Source organism: Paremcibacter congregatus, from assembly GCF_006385135.1.
GTDB classification, from domain to species: Bacteria; Pseudomonadota; Alphaproteobacteria; order Sphingomonadales; family Emcibacteraceae; genus Paremcibacter; species Paremcibacter congregatus.
On the sequence record NZ_CP041025.1, the window covers coordinates 3,735,569 to 3,754,941 of the forward strand.

General features: G+C 57.6%; 18 protein-coding genes. 14 read left to right on the forward strand and 4 right to left on the reverse strand.

What is annotated here, in order from left to right; all coding sequences use genetic code 11:
- Window positions 1–5 precede the first annotated feature (5 nt).
- A complete protein-coding gene (locus FIV45_RS16475) occupies window positions 6–1,259 on the forward strand; it encodes a molybdopterin molybdotransferase MoeA (protein ID WP_099473571.1) in 1,254 nt (417 codons plus the stop codon).
- Window positions 1,259–1,618: a DUF7009 family protein gene (locus FIV45_RS16480; RefSeq protein WP_099473573.1), complete on the forward strand. Its 360-nt coding sequence runs from the start codon at window positions 1,259–1,261 to the stop codon at window positions 1,616–1,618. The genes FIV45_RS16475 and FIV45_RS16480 overlap by 1 nt, the downstream gene beginning before the upstream one ends.
- Here FIV45_RS16480 and FIV45_RS16485 read toward each other — a convergent pair.
- Window positions 1,613–2,638, reverse strand: a complete 1,026-nt coding sequence (locus FIV45_RS16485) for a TIGR00341 family protein (protein ID WP_099473575.1) — start codon at window positions 2,636–2,638, stop codon at window positions 1,613–1,615. The two genes, FIV45_RS16480 and FIV45_RS16485, sit on opposite strands and share 6 nt — an antisense overlap.
- 62 nt (window positions 2,639–2,700) lie before the next feature.
- Between FIV45_RS16485 and FIV45_RS16490 the strand changes: the two genes are divergently transcribed.
- Window positions 2,701–3,723, forward strand: coding sequence for an FAD-binding oxidoreductase (locus FIV45_RS16490; RefSeq protein WP_204602238.1), 1,023 nt, complete (start codon window positions 2,701–2,703; stop codon window positions 3,721–3,723).
- Window positions 3,720–4,148 carry a peptide-methionine (R)-S-oxide reductase MsrB gene (gene msrB / locus FIV45_RS16495; protein WP_099473577.1) on the forward strand — a complete coding sequence of 143 codons (429 nt, stop codon included), beginning with the start codon at window positions 3,720–3,722 and terminating at the stop codon, window positions 4,146–4,148. The genes FIV45_RS16490 and msrB overlap by 4 nt, the downstream gene beginning before the upstream one ends.
- Here msrB and FIV45_RS16500 read toward each other — a convergent pair.
- Window positions 4,145–6,436, reverse strand: a complete 2,292-nt coding sequence (locus FIV45_RS16500) for a hybrid sensor histidine kinase/response regulator (RefSeq protein WP_099473579.1) — start codon at window positions 6,434–6,436, stop codon at window positions 4,145–4,147. The two genes, msrB and FIV45_RS16500, sit on opposite strands and share 4 nt — an antisense overlap.
- Window positions 6,437–6,708: 272 nt before the next feature.
- On the opposite strand from FIV45_RS16500, the gene FIV45_RS16505 reads away from it, so the two are divergent.
- The 4 genes from FIV45_RS16505 to modC all read left to right on the forward strand — a co-directional run bounded on the left by FIV45_RS16505 (window position 6,709) and on the right by modC (window position 10,465).
- The gene (locus FIV45_RS16505; RefSeq protein ID WP_099473581.1) at window positions 6,709–7,839 is read left to right on the forward strand and encodes a pyridoxal-phosphate-dependent aminotransferase family protein; all 1,131 of its coding nucleotides are present in this window, start codon (window positions 6,709–6,711) and stop codon (window positions 7,837–7,839) included.
- Window positions 7,840–7,947: 108 nt separating this feature from the next.
- Entirely contained in the window at window positions 7,948–8,715 is a 768-nt protein-coding gene (gene modA, locus FIV45_RS16510) for a molybdate ABC transporter substrate-binding protein (protein ID WP_099473583.1), read from the forward strand.
- On the forward strand, window positions 8,712–9,398 hold the full coding sequence (modB, locus tag FIV45_RS16515; RefSeq protein ID WP_099473585.1) for a molybdate ABC transporter permease subunit: 687 nt from the start codon (window positions 8,712–8,714) through the stop codon (window positions 9,396–9,398). Before modA ends, modB begins: the two co-directional genes overlap by 4 nt.
- Window positions 9,395–10,465 carry a molybdenum ABC transporter ATP-binding protein gene (gene modC, locus FIV45_RS16520; RefSeq protein ID WP_099473587.1) on the forward strand — a complete coding sequence of 357 codons (1,071 nt, stop codon included), beginning with the start codon at window positions 9,395–9,397 and terminating at the stop codon, window positions 10,463–10,465. The genes modB and modC overlap by 4 nt, the downstream gene beginning before the upstream one ends.
- A 2-nt stretch (window positions 10,466–10,467) precedes the next feature.
- Here the strand turns inward: modC and FIV45_RS16525 are convergent, their stop codons facing one another.
- Window positions 10,468–11,091: a LysE family translocator gene (locus FIV45_RS16525; protein ID WP_099473589.1), complete on the reverse strand. Its 624-nt coding sequence runs from the start codon at window positions 11,089–11,091 to the stop codon at window positions 10,468–10,470.
- A gap of 16 nt (window positions 11,092–11,107) precedes the next feature.
- Entirely contained in the window at window positions 11,108–11,614 is a 507-nt protein-coding gene (locus tag FIV45_RS16530) for a MarR family winged helix-turn-helix transcriptional regulator (protein WP_165777035.1), read from the reverse strand.
- 79 nt (window positions 11,615–11,693) lie between these two features.
- On the opposite strand from FIV45_RS16530, the gene FIV45_RS16535 reads away from it, so the two are divergent.
- The 6 genes from FIV45_RS16535 (at window position 11,694) to FIV45_RS16560 (ending at window position 19,369) form a co-directional block, all read left to right on the forward strand.
- Window positions 11,694–12,839 carry an NAD(P)/FAD-dependent oxidoreductase gene (locus FIV45_RS16535; RefSeq protein ID WP_099473592.1) on the forward strand — a complete coding sequence of 382 codons (1,146 nt, stop codon included), beginning with the start codon at window positions 11,694–11,696 and terminating at the stop codon, window positions 12,837–12,839.
- 159 nt (window positions 12,840–12,998) lie between these two features.
- On the forward strand, window positions 12,999–14,357 hold the full coding sequence (locus tag FIV45_RS16540; protein ID WP_099473594.1) for an NAD(P)-dependent oxidoreductase: 1,359 nt from the start codon (window positions 12,999–13,001) through the stop codon (window positions 14,355–14,357).
- Window positions 14,350–15,624: an NAD-dependent dihydropyrimidine dehydrogenase subunit PreA gene (preA, locus tag FIV45_RS16545; RefSeq protein WP_099473596.1), complete on the forward strand. Its 1,275-nt coding sequence runs from the start codon at window positions 14,350–14,352 to the stop codon at window positions 15,622–15,624. The genes FIV45_RS16540 and preA overlap by 8 nt, the downstream gene beginning before the upstream one ends.
- A 20-nt stretch (window positions 15,625–15,644) precedes the next feature.
- A complete protein-coding gene (aptA, locus tag FIV45_RS16550; RefSeq protein WP_099473598.1) occupies window positions 15,645–16,961 on the forward strand; it encodes an omega-aminotransferase AptA in 1,317 nt (438 codons plus the stop codon).
- A 10-nt stretch (window positions 16,962–16,971) separates the two neighbouring features.
- Window positions 16,972–18,468 carry a CoA-acylating methylmalonate-semialdehyde dehydrogenase gene (locus FIV45_RS16555; RefSeq protein ID WP_099473600.1) on the forward strand — a complete coding sequence of 499 codons (1,497 nt, stop codon included), beginning with the start codon at window positions 16,972–16,974 and terminating at the stop codon, window positions 18,466–18,468.
- A gap of 16 nt (window positions 18,469–18,484) precedes the next feature.
- Window positions 18,485–19,369, forward strand: coding sequence for a nitrilase-related carbon-nitrogen hydrolase (locus tag FIV45_RS16560; protein ID WP_099473603.1), 885 nt, complete (start codon window positions 18,485–18,487; stop codon window positions 19,367–19,369).
- Window positions 19,370–19,373 lie beyond the last annotated feature (4 nt).

Sequence of the window (19,373 nt, forward strand, 5' to 3'; positions counted from 1 at the left end):
CCCCTATGCTGTCCTATCATGAAACACTGGACATCATTCTGAACGCGGCGACACCCCGCGCACCCCAGAAGATGGCCCTGGATCACCTGACGGGGTTGGTGGCCGGTGAAACCCTGACCGCCGACGCCCTGGTCCCGCCCTTTGACAATTCCGCCATGGATGGCTTTGCCGTCCATAGCGACCAGATCGCCGGGACAACAAGGACGCACCCCGTCGTCCTCACGGTTGATGGCAGCACCATGGCCGGCGACAGACCGGCGACAGGCCAAAGAGGGGCCTGGGAAATCATGACCGGCGCTCCGGTGCCCAAAGCCTACGACGCCGTGATCCGCATTGAGGACAGCGTCATTCTTGAGCAGGACGACGCCGGACGACCAACCCGGATCGCCATCACCGTCAGCGGCTTCCCCGGCAAGAATATCCGCAAAGCCGGCACCGATTTTGCCCCCGGCGATCGCCTGCTCGACAAGGGAATGCGTATCGGCCCGCCCCAGATCATGGCGCTCGCGGCTCTGGGGCAGGATCAGGTCTCCGTTATCCCCGCCCCGCGCGCGGCGGTCATCAGCACAGGCAAGGAACTGGTTGATGACATGGATCAGCCGCTGAAACCTGGCCAAATCCATAACAGCAATGCGCCTTACCTGCTGGCGGGACTGCGGGCCCATGACTGCCCGGCGGTCAATGCCGGGACCATCTTTGACGACCCGGAAAAATTTGATCAGAAAATCAACGCTCTGAGGCAACAGGATTTCGACCTGATTCTGTCCTCTGGCGCGGTATCCATGGGCCGCCATGATTTCATACCCGACGGGTTGCGACGTCAAGGCGCCGAAATCCTGTGTCATAAAGCCGCGATTCGTCCGGGCAAGCCAATCCTGTTTGCCCGTTTGCCCGATGGCGCCTTTTATTTTGGTCTGCCCGGCAATCCCATCGCCGCCGCCGTGGGCATGCGGTTCTTCGCCTATCCCCTGATCCGCAAGCTGCGCGGGCAACGCCCGGAAACTCCGTTGATCGCCCGATTGAAAAATGCCTTCACCAAGGAATCGCCGTTTCGTTTTTTTCAGAAAGCCCGCTGCCACCGCGACTCCGAAGGGCAACTGCATGTAGAAGTTCTGCCGGGACAGGAATCCTACAAGATCAGCCCCCTGCTGCAGCAAAATTGCTGGGCGGTGATTCCGGAAACAGGTCTCAACCTCCGGGCCGGTCATCTGGTGGATGTCTATCCCCTGTTCCCGGAAAGCGAAGGAGGTTTTCTCTGATGAAATTACGCATTGAACCGGACAAAATCAGCTATCGCCTGGACCTGTTTGAACTCGACAGCTTGTTGGAAGACGGTGAAATCAGCACCGCCACGGCCCTGCCTCAGGGCGAGATCAGCTACAGAATCCTCTGTCTGGAGACAGGAAAGGCCCCCGCCTTTACCGTTGTCGATCAGACATTCACCCTCTGCCTCGCCCGGGATGTATTGCTTGCCCACAAGGCTGACCTGCCGTCGCTTAACGGCGTTATCACCACCTTCCCGACACAAACAGGCCACAGGCTCGATGTGGCACTGGAAATCAACCTCAAAAAGCGCCGCAAACATCAGCTGGAACGGGCCGGGGAAACAGGATCATAGGCCCTGCCCCATACGCAGAATAATGACATAAGCCAGCAACCCCAGACTGATCGCCCAGAAAATCATATAGAGTATCATCCCCCGCATGGCTTTCTGCTTTTCCATCCAGGTGCGCGGCTGCACGCCTTTAAACAGGAATACCAGTTTGGCCGACAGATTGACGCAGACAATATTCACCGCCAGAAGCAGACCCGCTCCCAGCGCCAGATCATAGCGCCCGGCCCCCAACATAATCCCCATCGTCGCCCCTGGCGGTAACAGGGCCACCGCCACCATCACCCCGACCAGAACACTGGATATCCCGCTGGCCAGTGACAGTACCGCCGCCGCCCCCGACACCAGCGCCAACGCAATGCTGTCAAACCCCACTTCCGTGCGGGACAACAATTCCGGACTATAAAGGTCGAGCGGCCAGAAATGTCCCCAGACCAGCCCGAGCCCGCAACTTAACGCCAGCGCCACCAGAAACCCCACCAACATGGTTTTGACAGCATTCACCATCAGGTCCAGATCACCAAGTGCCGTCGCCAGACCCAGCGCCAGATTGGGCCCGAGCAACGGTGCGATCACCATGGCGCCGATCACCACGGCAATGTTATTTTCAATCAGGCCGATCCCCGCGACAATGGTCGAGAAAACCACAAGCAGAAGAAAACTGGTGCTGATTTCCGCCCCGCGCGCGACATCGGCATACAACTCGTCACGGCTGATGCCGGAAAAAGTCCGGGGGCTTTTAACTCCGGCGTCCTCCTGGCTGGCCACCGCCGCGACCAGAGTAATCGGCTTGGGCAGGACGGCCTCCACCGGCTGAATAACGATGCGGACAATATGCTTCTCCATAAACAGGCTGTGCAGCCGGTCGGTCACCGCCTGCACATCCTGGGTGCGCACCAACAGGGCATAACTGAGTCCATCCGGTCCGACTGGCCATTTATCGACCACCGGCGTGATGCGTTTCAGTTTCTGATGTAAGTCGCCCACCCCGCGTCGGACATGGATCTGAATGATTCTATGGCTCATAAGCTCCCCTGCGTTTCTTTCTGTATAACATAAGACATTCCGATCTGGCATCGGATTTTTTTATGAGATATGCTAAACATATGACCCAGAATAAAAATTCAGACGTCCTGTGGCCCGCGCTCGAGCAACTTCTCGGCCCGCGGCTGAACCGTACAGATGCGGTCCGGCGCCATCACGGTGAAGAGCTGACCCATTTTGCCCCCTTGCCGCCCGACGCGGTCGCCTGGCCCCAAACGACGGAAGAAGTCAGCGCCATTGTAAAACTGTGCCGCGCCCATGATATGCCGGTCATCCCTTATGGCGCCGGAACGGCACTGGAAGGTCATTTTCTCGCCCCTTACGGTGGCCTGTGTCTGGATTTCAGTCAGATGAAGCGCATTCTCGCGGTGCGGGCACAGGACCTCGACTGCACGGTAGAGGCCGGCGTAACCCGGGAAGAGCTCAATCAACATCTGCGGGATCAGGGCGTGTTTTTCCCCATTGATCCCGGCGCCAATGCCAGTCTCGGGGGGATGGCCGCCACACGGGCATCCAGCACCACAGCGGTGGCGGAACAGGCGCAAATGGTCGCGGAAATTGCCCAGGACCAGGGCGGGGCGGATTTCAAGTGGGCGACCCGGCCAGAGGATCGCACCCGATTGTGGGCCGCCCGCCATCAGGGCTACATGTCGGTACGCGCCGCCTATCCGGGTAAGGACTTCTGGATCACCGATGTCTGTGTGCCGATTTCCCGGCTGGCCGATTGTCTCGGCGAAACCTTTGACGATATCGCCGATTGCGGCCTGATTGCCCCTCTGGTTGGCCATGTCGGCGACGGTAATTTTCACCTCACCCTGCCCTACGATAAAACCAACGCCGCAGAGATCGACAGACTGGAAGCGTTCAACAGTCGTCTGATCCGGCGCGCCCTGCAACGGGGCGGCACCGCCACCGGCGAACATGGCGTCGGGCTGGGCAAGAAGAAATACATGCGGGAGGAACATGGGGCCGCCCTGGATCAGATGAAAGTGATCAAGCGCGCCCTCGACCCGACAAACATTCTCAATCCCGGCAAAATTTTCGATCTTCAGGAGACAGAAACATGAGCGAAAAACAACACCCAATCCCCACTCCGGGGCACCCACAAAAGTCAGACCAGGAATGGCAACAAGACCTGAATGACATGCAATATCGCGTCGCCCGCTGCGGCGGTACGGAACAGGCCTTCACCGGCAAATACTGGGACCATAAGGAAAATGGCACCTATCATTGCGTCTGTTGTCACACGCCGCTGTTCAGGTCCACCACCAAATATGATTCCGGCAGCGGCTGGCCCAGCTTTTACGATGTCATCACACCCGACGCCGTCACCATCAAGCGCGATACATCCCACGACATGATCCGGGAAGAAGCCATCTGCAGCACTTGTGAAGCCCATCTTGGCCACCGGTTCCCCGATGGACCGGCCCCGACAGGACAGCGTTATTGCATAAATTCGGCTTCCCTTGAATTCAAGGCCAATGATGCTTAGGAGGGATTAAGGGTTGAGGCGCTGATCAGCTCATTGAGCTGCTGGATCACCTGATCACACATTTCAGAGAAGGGCTGGAAAATAATGCTGGCATGGCCAAATTTCTTTGCCTCCCCCAGCTTCTCCAGTTCCTCGGCCAAATCACCGATCCCCATGGCCCCGACCTGCCGACTGCTGGATTTGAGAGAGTGGGTTTTGAGGCTCAAGGCCTTGTCGTCCTTGTCTTCGATGGCTTTCTCAATCGCTGGCACCATTTCCGTGACCAGGTTGACATAACTCTTCATAATCGGAACAAAGCTGTCCCCTGTCAAAGACTTAAGCGTTTTGAATACCTGAGGATCGATCAAATCATTCACGCGGGTCTCTCCATTTTTTTGCTTCGGCTGTCGCGGCGATATCTCTTTATCCTTATCAGACGATGTCCATCGCGCCAAGGCCGCCAACAATACTTCTGATCGCACCGGTTTGGCAACATAATCATCCATGCCGACATCCAGGCATTTCTGTTCATCACCGGCCAGCACATTCGCGGTAAAGGCAATAATCGGAGTATGCGGCAGATTGGCATTCTTCTCAAAACGCATAATCGTTTGCGTCGCCTGATAGCCGTCCATCTCCGGCATCAGACAATCCATGAAAATAATATCAAAATCACGCTGCATCACCAGATCAACCGCTTCCAGGCCATTGCCCGCCGGGGTCACCCGACACCCCTGTTTGGTCAGCATTTGCGTCGCAACCATTAAATTGATGGGATTGTCTTCGACAAATAAAACCTGGATGCCCTGATAATCGCCTTCTGTCTTGACGAGAGTATCATCGGCGGCAAGCCGCTGACGCAGGATCTCGCGGGTGACCAACGATAATGGCCGCCGGTTTCGACGACAGCCCCAAATCAGGGAAATCATCCGGCTGACTTCATCACCGCTGATGGGTTTGGTCAAATATCCGGCAAATCCGAGTGCTTCGAGTTCTTTCTCCGCCCCTTTATGGGTTACCGAGGAAATCAACAACAGCACCACATCGCAAATTGCCCTGTTACAACGGATCGCCAGCGCCAGATCCAGACCGCTCATGTCCGGCATGGCATAATCCAGAATCGCCAGATCATAAGGCTTTCCTTCTGCAGCGGCAGTGATAAAACTGTTCAGCGCTTCATGAGGGGACGTCGTCAAGTCAGCCAAAACCCCGGCCGCAGACAGTTTTTCGACAATGGTCTTGCCGGCAACCTTGTTGTCATCCACCACCAGTACCCGCAGGCCCGATATATCCTGATTATAATCAAGATCATTGAGATGAATGGTGCGGCGGTCCAGCACCAGCGGCAGGGTAAAACAAAAAACTGAATCGGTTTCCGGCGCCAGTCCGGTCGAAATATCCCCCCCCATCAGTTCAATCAGCTTATGAGACAGGGTCAGACCCAATTTGTTGCCCCCATACTGTCGGTATACTCTTGATGCCTTTTCCTCAGAGACAGACCCGGAGTCCGCCGCGTTATTGGCTTCCGCTACAGAAATCTGGAATGTCTGCTGCCCGCCGTAATCCTCAATGGTTTCCACATTAATCAGTACATGCTCTTCACGCGTCATCCTGAGCACATTACCGACCAGATTCAGGATAATCTGGCGCAACCGACCGGGATCACCCAGAACAAAACGCGGTGTTCCAGGCGCATAGCGGATGATCAGTTCGACATCATTTTCTGCAAATCCTCCTCCCAACATGCCGGAGACTTCCTCCATCAGGCGTTGCAGGTCAAAAGGTAAGACCTCCAGTTCAAGGCGGCCAGCCTCAATGCGGGACAAGTCGAGAATATCATTGATCAGTTCCAGTAACGAGCCGGCAGAGCTCGAAATTATATGGGAGAAGTGCCGTTGATCCGAACTCAGGTCTGAATCCAGCAAAAGATTAATCATGCCGATAATACCGTTCATCGGGGTTTTGATTTCATGGGACATATTGGACAGAAATTCTGATTTCATCCGGGTGGCTTCAACCGTTTCCTGATGCGCCTGATCCACCAGCGCCTGGACCATCCTCAACTGTCTGTTCTTTGAAGAATAGGCCAGCAGCAGACCTAATATGGTAAAAATCAAGGCGATCAAAACCCCGTGCAACGGCTCATAGGCGATCTCAAACGCCTCAACAACAAAAGGCGCGATACACAACACGACAATCGCAGCAACCAGCAACAGCCGCTGCCCCCTTTGCGCCCATAAACTTTCCCACCACCGACCCTGCGCCGAAGGCGCGGCGCCCTTTTCAGATGTTTCTGATATCTGTTTCACCCTCTACTCACCTTCCCCCTTTGAACCAAAAAACCGCTCATCATCCCACTCTCATTAAATCAGAACAATATAATATAGAATACTCGAATATCACCATAAAAATCTACTTTAAAGAGATATTTTTATAGGTATATCAGCCTATTGTCGTTATCTTGACGGGATTCAATACTGTTCTGCGCCGGTCACGACGCAATTTTTACGATCTTTCCTTGAACAGCTCTGCCCGGCGCGTTAAGCACAACATATGACATCCCAATTATGAGAGAAACGCCATGCCCGCCTCATCCAGCTTTATGCCGCCCAAAAGAACTCTCATGGGCCCTGGCCCGTCCGATGTGCCGGATCGGGTTCTTGCCGCACTCGCACAGCCGACCATCGGCCACCTTGATCCGGCGTTCCAGGGCCTGATGGAGGACATCAAGGCGTTATTGAAATACGCCTTTCAGACCGAGAATCGCCTGACTTTCCCGGTATCAGCCCCCGGTTCGGCCGGTATGGAAACCTGTTTCGTCAATCTGGTGGAGCCGGGCGATACGGTCATTGTGTGTCAAAATGGCGCTTTTGGCGGCCGAATGAAGGAAAATGTCGAACGATGTGGCGGCACGGCGGTGATGGTGATGGATGACTGGGGACGGGCCGTCAGCCCGGCGAAAGTCGAGGCGGCGCTGAAAGCTCACCCGGAAGCAAACATCCTCGCTTTTGTTCATGCGGAAACCTCCACCGGCGCCCTGTCAGATGCGGAAACACTCTGCCGTCTGGCGCAGGACCATGACTGCCTGACCATTGTTGATGCCGTGACGTCATTGGGCGGCGTGCCGCTTTATGTCGACAAATGGGGCATTGATGCGGTTTATTCCGGCAGCCAGAAATGCCTGTCCTGCCCGCCCGGCATTTCCCCGGTCAGTTTCGGCGACCGGGCGATTGCCAAGATTCGCGCCCGCACGACGAAAGTCCAGAGCTGGTTCCTAGATTTAAATCTGGTGATGGACTATTGGGAAAGCAACGGCGGGGCCCGGTCCTATCATCACACCGCCCCGGTCAACGCCATGTATGCCCTGCATGAAAGTCTGGTGATGCTGAAAGAAGAGGGACTGGAAAACGCCTGGGCCCGCCATCAGACCATGCATGAAAAACTGCGCGACGGGCTCAAGGAGCTCGGCCTGACATATCTGGTGCCGGCCCCTGAACGCCTGCCGCAACTGAACAGTGTCATGATCCCCGACACCGTAACCGACGAGGCCGCCTTCCGCAGCGCCCTGTTGACGGACCATAATCTGGAGATCGGCGCCGGGCTCGGCACGCTGGCGGGGAAAGTCTGGCGCATTGGCCTGATGGGCTATGGCGCCAGTGACAAGAATATCGCCCTGTGCCTCAACGCCCTCCGGACTCTGTTGCGGCGCTGATCCAGGAAAAAGCCCCTTGCACACCGCCGGTTTATATTTCACACTGGCCATATTTCAGGTTGTTTCCATACCGGGGGCGGCTTAAGAACTTGATTTACAGGAATATTAATGCGCGGCGGAATTTGGTTATTTGTCCTACTGACAGGAATGGTGGCGATGATGTCGACGGCCCGGGCCGAACAGCTCACGGTCGCCGTGGCATCGAACTTCGCCCCGGTCATGAAAGCCATCATCCCCTCGTTTGAACAACAGACCGGCCATCAGGTAAAACTGATCTTCGCTTCCTCGGGCAAGATTTACGCCCAGATCCGCCACGGCGCGCCCTATGACATGTTCTTCTCCGCCGATCAGAAAACCCCCCAGGCTTTGGAACGCGACGGAAAAACCCTGTCCGGCAGCCGCCTGACCTATGCCATTGGCCGACTGGCGCTATGGTCGCCAAAAACCGGCCTCGCACTGAACGATGGCCAAATACTCGCCGACGACCAGATCAAGAAACTGGCCATCGCCAACCCCCGGCTGGCCCCTTATGGTCTGGCGGCGCAGGAAGTTCTTCAGGCTCTTGGGCTGTGGGACAAGGTGGCGCCGCGGTTGGTGCGTGGCGAGAATATCGCCCAGACCTATCACTTTGTCAGCAGCAGTAATGCCGATCTTGGCTTTGTGGCCCTGTCACAGGTGCGCCAGAACGGCGCCGGCACCTGTTGGGTCATTCCCGACAGCCTTTATAGCCCTCTTCGGCAAGACGCCGTGATTCTGAAACATGCCGGGCAAAATCCGGCGGCGCCCGCCCTGCTCGCCTATCTGCAGCAGCCAGACGTGCGCCGCACCCTGAAGGCCTTTGGCTATCGTCTACCCGAAACAAAGGGCGACTCATGAGCTTTTCAGACGCCGACCTCACGGCCCTGTGGCTGACCTTCCGACTGGCGAGTGTAACCACCCTGTTGCTGTTGCTCTGCGCCACGCCACTGGCCCTGTGGCTCGCCCGCACCCGGTCCCGCCTCAAGGGCCCGATCAGCGCCTTGGTCGCCCTGCCGCTGGTTTTGCCGCCCACGGTACTCGGTTTCTATCTGCTGATTCTGCTGGGGCCGGAAGGACCGGGCGGCAAACTGACCGAAGCTCTGGGCCTCGGCACCCTGCCCTTTACTTTCTGGGGACTCGTGGTGGCCTCGATGCTTTATTCCCTGCCCTTTGTGGTCCAGCCGATCCAGAATACAGTCGAGAGCCTGGGCCCGCGTCCGATAGAGGTCGCCGCCACCTTGCGCGCCGGCCCCTGGGACCGGTTTTTCTCCGTCATTCTGCCGCTTGGCAAGTCTGGCTTCCTCACCGCCACCATTCTCGGCTTCGCCCATACGGTAGGAGAGTTCGGCGTCATCCTGATGGTCGGCGGCAACATTCCCGGCGAAACTCAGGTGATTTCGGTGCAGATTTACGATCATGTGGAAGCCATGGACTATGATCAGGCCCACGGCCTGTCTGCCGCGATGGTGATTTTTTCATTCCTGGTGTTGACCGCCGTCTACAGTTTCAATCGTCGCAGAAATTCCGGGGGGGTCTTATGAGCCTGCAGATTAAACTTAACGCCTCCCGCCAGGCTTTTCCGTTAGACATCGACCTTACGCTGCCGGATCAGGGCGTCACGGCGATCTTCGGCCCGTCCGGCGCCGGCAAAACCAGTCTGCTGCGCGCCATCGCCGGACTGGATCACCTGACTGACGGCGAAGTGCGGTTCCGTGATCAGGTCTGGCAAGACGGAAAGCTGTTCCAGCCCCCTCATAAACGCCCGCTCGGCTATGTCTTTCAGGAAGCCAGCCTGTTTCCCCATCTGAGCGTCCAGCAAAATATCGATTATGGCCGCAAACGGGTGACACAGGGGGTCACCGGTGCGGATTATGACCAGATTATTGCCCTGCTCGGGCTGGAGAATTTCCTGTCCCGGCGACCGGGCCAACTGTCCGGTGGTGAGAAGCAACGGGTCGCCATCGCCCGCGCACTGGTGCTCAATCCCGCCCTTCTGTTAATGGATGAACCCATGGCCTCCCTCGACAGTGGCCGCAAGCAGGAAATTCTATGCTATCTGGAAAAACTTAAAATCAGCCTCTCCGTCCCCATGCTTTATATCAGTCACGACATGAATGAAGTAACGCGTCTCGCCGATCATTTGGTGATCCTTGAAGGGGGCCGGGTATGTCATCAGGGACCCTTGGCGCAGGTGCTCGCCCGGCATGAGACGCTCGCCGCCTATTGCGACAGCCCCTTCAGCCTGCTGATCGGCCGTGTGATCACCCCCCGCAACAGCCACCATCTGACGGAAGTCGCCGTCGGGGATCATGTCATTCGTCTGCCGCAGCAGGCCGTAGCGTCGGGTCAGGAAATCCGCCTGCATCTCGCCGCCAAGGATATCAGTCTGACCCTGCATGAAGCTATCGAAACCAGCGTGCTCAATATCCTGCCCTGTGTAATTGATCAGCTTGACCCCTCCACGCCCGATGGTCAGTGTCTGGTGCATCTCCGATTAGGAGATCACCAGATTCAGGCGCAACTGTCCGCCTATTCCTGCGCCTACCTTGGCCTACATCCAGGGCAAAGGGTCTTCGCCCAGATCAAGGCCATTTCTCTGGTGCACTAGCCTCAGTTCATCAGGATGACCGCCACCAGAGCAAGAATCAGCACCCCCATGGCGATATTCATTACCCGACCGTGTGACGCATCCCCGAGCCAGCGGTTCATCGCCCGCCCCAGCAACATCCAGCTGATACCGCTCGGGGTGCCAATAGCGCTGAAGGTAAGGACAATGATGACCGTGCGCAGGGTGATATCCTCGGCAATGCCACTGTAGAGGCTCGCCGTCGACAGGACCATTACCAATGCCTTGGGATTGGCGAGCTGAAAAAGCGCCGCTTCGATAATGGTGAAAGGCCGACTGGTTTTCGGAGCCTGTGTTTCACCTTTTGAACGATGTTGCCGGACGGCTTCCCGCAAGAAAGTCACGCCCAGCCATAACAACCACCCGGCCCCCAACCATTTGACCACCATTTGCGCATCGGGGAACAGCTTAAGCAGTTCCCCCAGCCCCAAAACCGCTGCCGCCATCAAGGTGGAAAAGCCGATCTGAATTCCGATTAGGTGGGGTATGGTGCGCTTGCCGCCAAACAAAATCGTCGAGGACATCAGCATCAGGTTATTCGGACCCGGCGTGAAAGCCGTGACAAAGGCAAAGGCCGCCATGCTGAGCCACAGGGTTTCATTAATCATATACTAAATCCTTACCCTAAACCGTTTCCCAGCCTTCAAAGGCCCTGACTTCTTCGGCATGATGTTTCAACTTGTCCAGCAGCTCACACAGCTGTTTTTGTTCTTTTGACGTCAAGCCATCGGCGAACTTCTCCGCCTGGGCCGTAAAGATTGGCTCAATCTCGTCATAAAGCGCCTGCCCCGACGCCGTGAAGGACAGTAGCGGGCTATTCTTATGGCGGATGTTCGGCCGCTTTTCAATCAGATTTCGCCGCTCGAGTTCACCTGCGGCTCGGCTTAATGTGGATTTCTCATGATGCACCGTATGGGCAATATCACTGAGAGTCAGAGGGCCCATCTGTCCCAACAGGCCCAATATGCGCCATTGCCGCACCGTCAAACCAAACTGCGCCACATTATCCTTCAGCGCGCCAAAGGCCATCAGGTTGGCGACGATGGTCACCATGTAGCTGATATGAACCGGAGTCGACATGCCCGCGGTCAAAGGGCTTGTGGTTGTATTCTCTGGCGCCTTGTCGGACATTCCTGAATCACTCCTTAATCGTTGCGTTTGCATCGTTATGATGATATATCATATTTAATTTGGACACAAGGAACCTGTTATGACATCCCCCACTCCCTATGACGTGATCATCATCGGTGCTGGCATCGCCGGCTTATCCGCCGCCTATGAAATCAGCAAAACCAGTCGAGTTCTCGTCCTTGAACAGGAAGATCATCCGGGCTATCACGCCACAGGCCGCTCAGCCGCAGTCTATGCCGCCTGTTATGGCAGCGAGCAGGACGCGCTTTATGCACTGGTGCGGGCGAGCGGCGACTTTTTCACCGATCCCCCCGCAGGTTTCAGCCCGACGCCGCTCTGCAGCCCCCGTGGTGTGATGTTTGTTTCGGCGCGGGAAAATGTCCCCGCCCTTAAAGCCCATTTCGCCGAGATGCACCCGCGTAATCCCGAGGCACAGTTGGTGGGAAAAGACGTCATTCAGGAAAAATTCCCTGCCCTCGATGAGGCCTATCAGGAGGCCGCCATTTATGATCCCCGGGTATATGATATCGACGTCAGCGCCCTGCAGGAAGGTTACCTAAAAGCGATTCGCCAAGCGGGCGGCGCGCTCAAAACCGGTTTTCAGACCCGCGACATCCACTATAGTGATGATCACTGGATCGTCAGCGATGGCACGGACAGTTTTCGCGCCCCTGTGATTGTCAACGCCGCCGGCGCCTGGGTCGATGAGGTAGCCGAACGCGCCGGGGTGACCCCCATCGGCATCCAGCCCCTGCGCCGTTCGGCGATATTGGTTGATGGCCCCGATGGCGGGGCCGTGCCGCCTCACTGGTCGATGGTGGTGGAATTCCGCGAAGAATTTTTCTTCAAACCCGATGCCGGAAAGCTCATGGCCTGCCCCGCCAATGAAGACCTGTCCGCCCCCTGTGATGCCCAGCCCGAGGAACTCGACATCGCCTATGCCGCTCATTATGTGGAGCAGGCCCTGTCACAACCGGTAAAAAAGGTTGATCATGCCTGGGCGGGGCTGCGCAGTTTTGTCGAGGATCGCGGCCCGGTAATCGGTTTTGACGCCACAGCCCCCGGCTTTTTCTGGGTTGCGGGTCAGGGGGGCTATGGCATTCAGACCGCCCCCGCCGCCGGTCGTCTGGTGGCCGCTCTCCTCGCCGGTCAGGATGTTCCCCGGGATTTGGCCGACTATGGCCTTACCCCCGCCCTGACCTCACCGGAAAGATGTCATCCGTAAAGGGATATTTTAAAAAATTATGGTGATTAACCTCATAGCAACATATTGAAAATTAAGCTATAATACCATCTGAGAAGCGTACCTCTCACTCTGCCCGAAAATAAAATTTGACTAAATGGTCAAAAAAACATACCATTTTTTCAGGATAGGAGGACGCGTATGACAACTCATGCTCGTAAAGTCGCTCAAACTCCGGCAAAGACAGACCATAACTGTCGCCTGACATTTGACGACCTACACAAGCCATTGAATGGCTTAACGGCCCGCACGGCGGCCAGTCACTGTTTATATTGTTACGAGGCGCCCTGTATTCAGGCCTGCCCCACGTCGATTGACATCCCGACGTTCATTCATCAGATCGGGACCGGCAATATCGACGGCGCGGCGCGCACGATTTTAAGCGAGAATATCATGGGCGGTACCTGTGCCCGGGCCTGCCCGACGGAGGTTCTGTGCGAACAGGCCTGTGTTCATAACACCGATCACAGCGATCCGGTGGAGATCGGCCTGTTGCAGCGCTACGCCACCGATCATCTGATGGACCAGAATGGCCCGCATCCCTTCTTGCGCGCTCCCGAAAGCGGGCGACATATCGCCGTGGTTGGCGCTGGTCCCGCCGGCCTGTCCTGCGCCCATCGCGCCGCCCTGCTCGGCCATCAGGTCACGGTCTATGAGGCCCGCCCGAAAGCCGGTGGGCTCAATGAATATGGCCTCGCCGCCTATAAGATGATCAATGATTTCGCCGCCCGGGAAGTCGACTTCCTGCTCGGCGTCGGCGGCATCGACATCCGCTACGGGCAAGCTCTTGGCCGTGATATCACCCTCGATCATCTCCAGGCGCAATATGACGCGGTCTTCCTTGGGGTCGGCCTGGGCGCGACCAATGCCCTCGGTCTTGACGGCGAAGACATTCCGGGGGTTCAGGACGCCATTCAGTTTATTGAAAATATCCGCCAGGCCGATGATCCGGCCACCGTGCCGCTCGGCAACGATATTCTGGTGATCGGCGGCGGCAATACGGCCATCGACGCCGCGGTCCAGGCCAAGAAGCTTGGCGCGAAACGCGTCACCCTCGCCTACCGACGCGGCGCGGACCAGATGGGGGCCACCGATTTCGAAGTGGATCTCGCCCGCAAGCATGATGTTCATGTCATGCTGTGGACGAAGCCCAAGGCCCTGATTGGCACCGACAAGCTCACCGCCGTTACCCTGGAAGGCACCCGCCTTGAAAAAGGCAAACTCGTCGGCACCAGCGAGACCTTTGATCTGCCCTGCGATCACCTGCTGAAGGCCATCGGGCAAAAACTGTCCGAGACGACTTTATCCGGGCTCGATATCGCCAGCGGCAAACTTGTCTCCTCCAACTTTTATCAAACCTCCCGCAGTGGCGTTTTCGCCGGCGGCGATTGCATCAAGAGCGGGGAAGACCTGACCGTTCAGGCGGTTGAGGACGGCAAACAGGCGGCCCTCGCCATCAACCTCTGGCTGGCCTCAGCCCAGGAGACGTCTCATGGCTGATTTGAAATGCACCATCGCCGGAATTGAAAGCATCAACCCTTTCTGGCTCGCCTCGGCCCCGCCGACCGACAAATATATCAATGTGGTGCGCGCCTTTGAAGCCGGTTGGGGCGGCGTGGTCTGGAAGACCCTCGGTGAAGACCCGCCGGTGATCAATGTCTCCAGCCGCTACGGCGCGCATAAAGACCAGAAAGGCAGCATGATCGGCATCAATAACATTGAGCTGATTTCCGATCGCCCGCTGGAACAGAATTTGGCTGAAATCCGCCAGGTACGCCAGGAATGGCCCGACCGGGTGATCATCGGCTCAATGATGGCCCAGGTCGAGGAATCCTCCTGGAAAGAGCTGGCGATCAAGATCGCCGCCGCCGGCGTCAATGGCATCGAGCTGAACCTCGGTTGTCCCCACGGCATGTGTGAACGCGGCATGGGATCTTCCATCGGCCAGGTGCCGGAGATGATCGAAGAAACCACCCGCTGGGTGCGGGAAGCGACCAACCTGCCGGTCTTTACCAAGCTCACCCCCAATATCACCAATATCCTCTGGGCGGCGGAAGCGGCAAAGCGCGGCGGCGCACACGCCGTATCCCTGATCAATACGGTCAATTCGATCGTGTCCGTCGATCTTGACGTCATGGCCCCCAATCCGGTGGTCGGCGGCAAGGGCAGCCACGGCGGCTATTGCGGCCCGGCGGTCAAACCCATCGCTCTTAATATGGTGGCCGAGATCGCCCGTAATGCCGACACACAAAACCTGCAAATTTCCGCCATTGGCGGCATTGAGACCTGGCGCGATGCGGCGGAATTTATCGCCCTCGGGGCTGACGGTCTGCAGGTCTGTACCGCCGCCATGCTCTATGGCTTCCGCATTGTCGACGACATGATCGACGGCCTGTCCAATTTCATGGACGAGAAGGGCTATCAGAGCATCACTGATTTCAAGGGCCTGGCGACCCGCAACACGGTCGACTGGAATGCGCTCGACATGAATTTCGACACCAAGGCGGTAATCGACCCCGACAGCTGTATCGAATGCGGCCGCTGCTATATCGCCTGCGAGGATACCTCTCATCAGGCGATCAGCTTTGATGTGGAGGCCGATGGCACCCGTGTCTTCACGGTGGTCGAGGATGAATGTGTCGGCTGCAATCTCTGCGCCATGATCTGTCCGGTGCCCGATTGCATTGCTATGGTGCCGGTCGAAAATGACCTGCCCTATCTCGCCTGGCCCGACCATCCAAAAAACCCGATAAAGGCTGCTGAATAAACCAAAGAAGGAGGCCCGCCATGACCGTCAACGCCAATAGTCTGGATGCTTACTGGATGCCCTTCACCGGCAATCGCCAGTTCAAGGCCCATCCCCGGATGATTGTCGGGGCCGATGGTATGTATTTCAAGACCTCCGACGGGCGCGACCTGCTCGACGGCATCGCCGGGCTCTGGTGCTGCAGCGCCGGACATAACCGGCCGCGCATTGTCGAGGCAATCCGCCAGCAGGTCGGGGAACTGGATTACGCCCCTGCCTTTCAGATGGGCCACCCGAAGCAATTCGAGCTGGCCAATCGACTGACGCAACTGATACCCGGCGATCTCAACAAGGTATTTTTCACCAACAGCGGTTCCGAATCTGTCGAGACCGCCCTGAAAATGGCCATCGCCTATCACCGGGCCCGGGGCGAAGGTCATCGCACCCGCCTGATTGGCCGGGAAAAAGGCTATCACGGGGTCAATTTCGGCGGCATGTCGGTGGGCGGCATGCCCGCCAACCGCAAGATGTTCGGCAGCCTCGTCAGTGGCGTGGACCATCTGCGCCATACCCATGGCATCGCGGAAAACCGTTTTTCCAAGGGGTTGCCCCTTCATGGGGCGGAGCGCGCTGATGATCTACAGCGATTATGCGAGCTCCATGATCCCTCGACCATTGCCGCCGTGATTGTCGAGCCTTTGGCCGGGTCCGCCGGGGTCATCCTGCCGCCGGTGGGCTACCTCAAACGCCTGCGCGAGATCTGTGACCAGCATGGTATTCTGTTGATTTTTGACGAAGTGATCACCGGCTTCGGCCGTCTCGGCGCACCCTTCGCCGTCGATAAATTCGGCGTCGAGCCCGATATGGTCACCACCGCCAAGGCCCTGACCAATGGCGTGATTCCCATGGGCGCGGTCTTCGTTCAGGATAAAATCTACGACGCCTTCATGCAGGGACCGGAAAATATGGTGGAATTCTTCCACGGCTATACCTATTCCGGCAACCCCATGGCCTGCGCCGCCGCCCTCGGGGCGCTGGATACCTACGAAGAAGAAGGCCTGCTCACTCGGGCGAGTGAATTGTCGGACTATTGGCAGGTGGCCCTGCATAGTTTGCGCGATCTGCCCCATGTGATCGATCTGCGCAATATGGGCCTGATCGCCGGGATCGAGCTCGAACCGCTGCCGGGTCAGCCAACCAAACGCGCCTTTGACGCCTTTCTCAAGGCTTATGAGGCCGGGCTGCTGATCCGCACCACCGGCGACACCATTGCCCTCTCGCCGCCGCTGATCATCGAAAAAAGCCAGATTGATTTCATCTTCGACACCCTGACCAACATCATCAAGACCCTCGACTGAAAGACCAAATATGACCCTGATTTCCCATATCATTAACGGCCAGGAAACATCCGGTGACACAGGGCTCCGTCAGCCGGTGTATAATCCGGCCACCGGCGAGGTCAGCGGCCATGTCGCCCTCGGCGAGACCCGCGAAGTCGACGCCGCCGTCCGCGCCGCCGAAGCCGCCTTCCCCGCCTGGTCCGCCACCCCGCCCGCCAAACGCGCCGCCATCATGTTCAATCTGCGCCGCATCATGCAGACCCGCGCCGACGAGATCGCCCGCACCATCAGCGCCGAACATGGCAAGACCCATGATGACGCCCTCGGCGAGGTTACCCGGGCGCTGGAAGTGGTCGAGTTTGCCTGCGGCATTGCCGACAAACTCAAAGGCGACTTCAGCCGCGATGTGGGGCCCGGGATTGACAGCTGCGCCGAACGACAGACCCTGGGCGTTGTCGCCGGCATCACGCCCTTCAACTTTCCTTCCATGGTGCCCTTGTGGATGATCCCGATGGCGCTGGCCTGCGGCAATACATTTGTCCTCAAACCTTCCGAGCGCGATCCGTCAAGCGCCAATCTGATCTTTGATCTGCTGCGCGAAGCGGGCTTGCCCGACGGCGTACTCAATATCGTCCACGGCGGCAAGGCGGCGGTCGATGCGCTGCTTGATCATCCGGTGGTGCAAGCCGTGAGCTTTGTCGGCTCGACCCCGATCGCCCGCTATATCTATACCCGGGGCTGCGCCGCGGGCAAACGTGTTCAGGCTCTTGGCGGCGCTAAAAACCACATGATCATCCTGCCTGACGCCGATCTCGATCAGGCGGTCGACGCCTTGATGGGCGCCGGTTTTGGCTCCGCAGGGGAACGCTGCATGGCGATCAGTGTCGCGGTGCCGGTTGGTGAGGAGACGGCCGATCGCCTGGTGGAGAAACTCACCCCGAAAGTCGCCGCGCTGAATATCGGCCCGCCCAGCGATCCCGAGGCCGAAATGGGCCCGGTGATCACCGCCGAAGCCAAGGAACGCATCGAAAGCCTGATCAGCGCCGGGGAAGCCGAAGGCGCTCAGGTTCTGGTCGATGGCCGTGGCTATAAATTGCAGGGCTATGAGGGTGGCTTCTGGGTCGGGGGCACTCTGCTCGACCGGGTCACCGAAGACATGACGGTTTACCGCGAGGAGATCTTTGGCCCGGTGCTGTCGGTCCTGCGCGCCCCGAGCTATGACCATGCGGTCGATCTGATCAACAAACATCAATATGGCAATGGCACGGCGCTATTCACCCGCGACGGCGACGCCGCCCGCGATTTCGCCCGCCGCATTCAGGTCGGCATGGTCGGCATCAATGTGCCAATCCCTGTGCCCGTCGGCTATCACAGTTTTGGCGGCTGGAAACAATCGAGCTTCGGCGGCCACGGCATTTATGGCCCGGAAGCCATTCACTTTTATACCCGGCTAAAAACCGTGACCTCACGCTGGCCGACCGGCATCCGCGCCGGGGCAGAATTTAATTTTCCAACCATGGAATGAAATAGGGAGAAACAAAATGACATCACCAAAAACAGCGACTTTACGCGGTGGCCTGATTCAGATGGCCCTGAAAGCCGACACCGACAATGACCCCGAGGTCATCCGCCAGGCGATGATCGAGGCCCATATCCCCCTGATCGAACAGGCGGGCGAGGCCGGCGTGCAGGTGCTCTGCTTCCAGGAGGTTTTTACCCAGCCTTATTTCTGCCCAAGCCAGGATGAGAAATGGTACGCCAGCGCCGAGCCGATCCCCAATGGCCCAACCACCAAGCTGATGCAAACCTATGCCGCGAAATATAAAATGGTCATTGTCGTGCCGATTTATGAGCGCGATGACGTCACCGGCATTTATTATAACACCGCCGCCGTGATAGACGCCGACGGCAGCTACCTCGGGAAATACCGCAAGACCCATATCCCGCAGGTCGCGGGCTTCTGGGAAAAATTCTTCTTCAAGCCCGGCAAGTCCAACTGGCCGATGTTCCAGACACAATATTGCAAGCTCGGCGTCTATATATGTTATGATCGTCACTTCCCGGAAGGCTGGCGCGCGCTGGCGCTGAATGGCGCCGAATATATCGTCAATCCGTCGGCCACGGTCGCCGGTCTGTCGGAATATCTCTGGAAGCTGGAACAACCGGCCTCCGCCGCCGCCAATGGCTGCTGGATCGGGGCCATCAACCGGGTCGGGCGCGAACAGCCCTGGGACATCGGTGAATTTTACGGCCAAAGCTATTTCGTCAACCCGCGCGGCCAGATCGAAAAGGAAGCCAGCCGCGATCAGGATGAGTTGATCATCCATGATATGGATATGGGTATGGTGAAGGATGTGCGCAACAAATGGCAATTCTTCCGCGACCGCCGCCCCGATACCTATGATGTCCTGACCCGGAGCGAGTAACCAA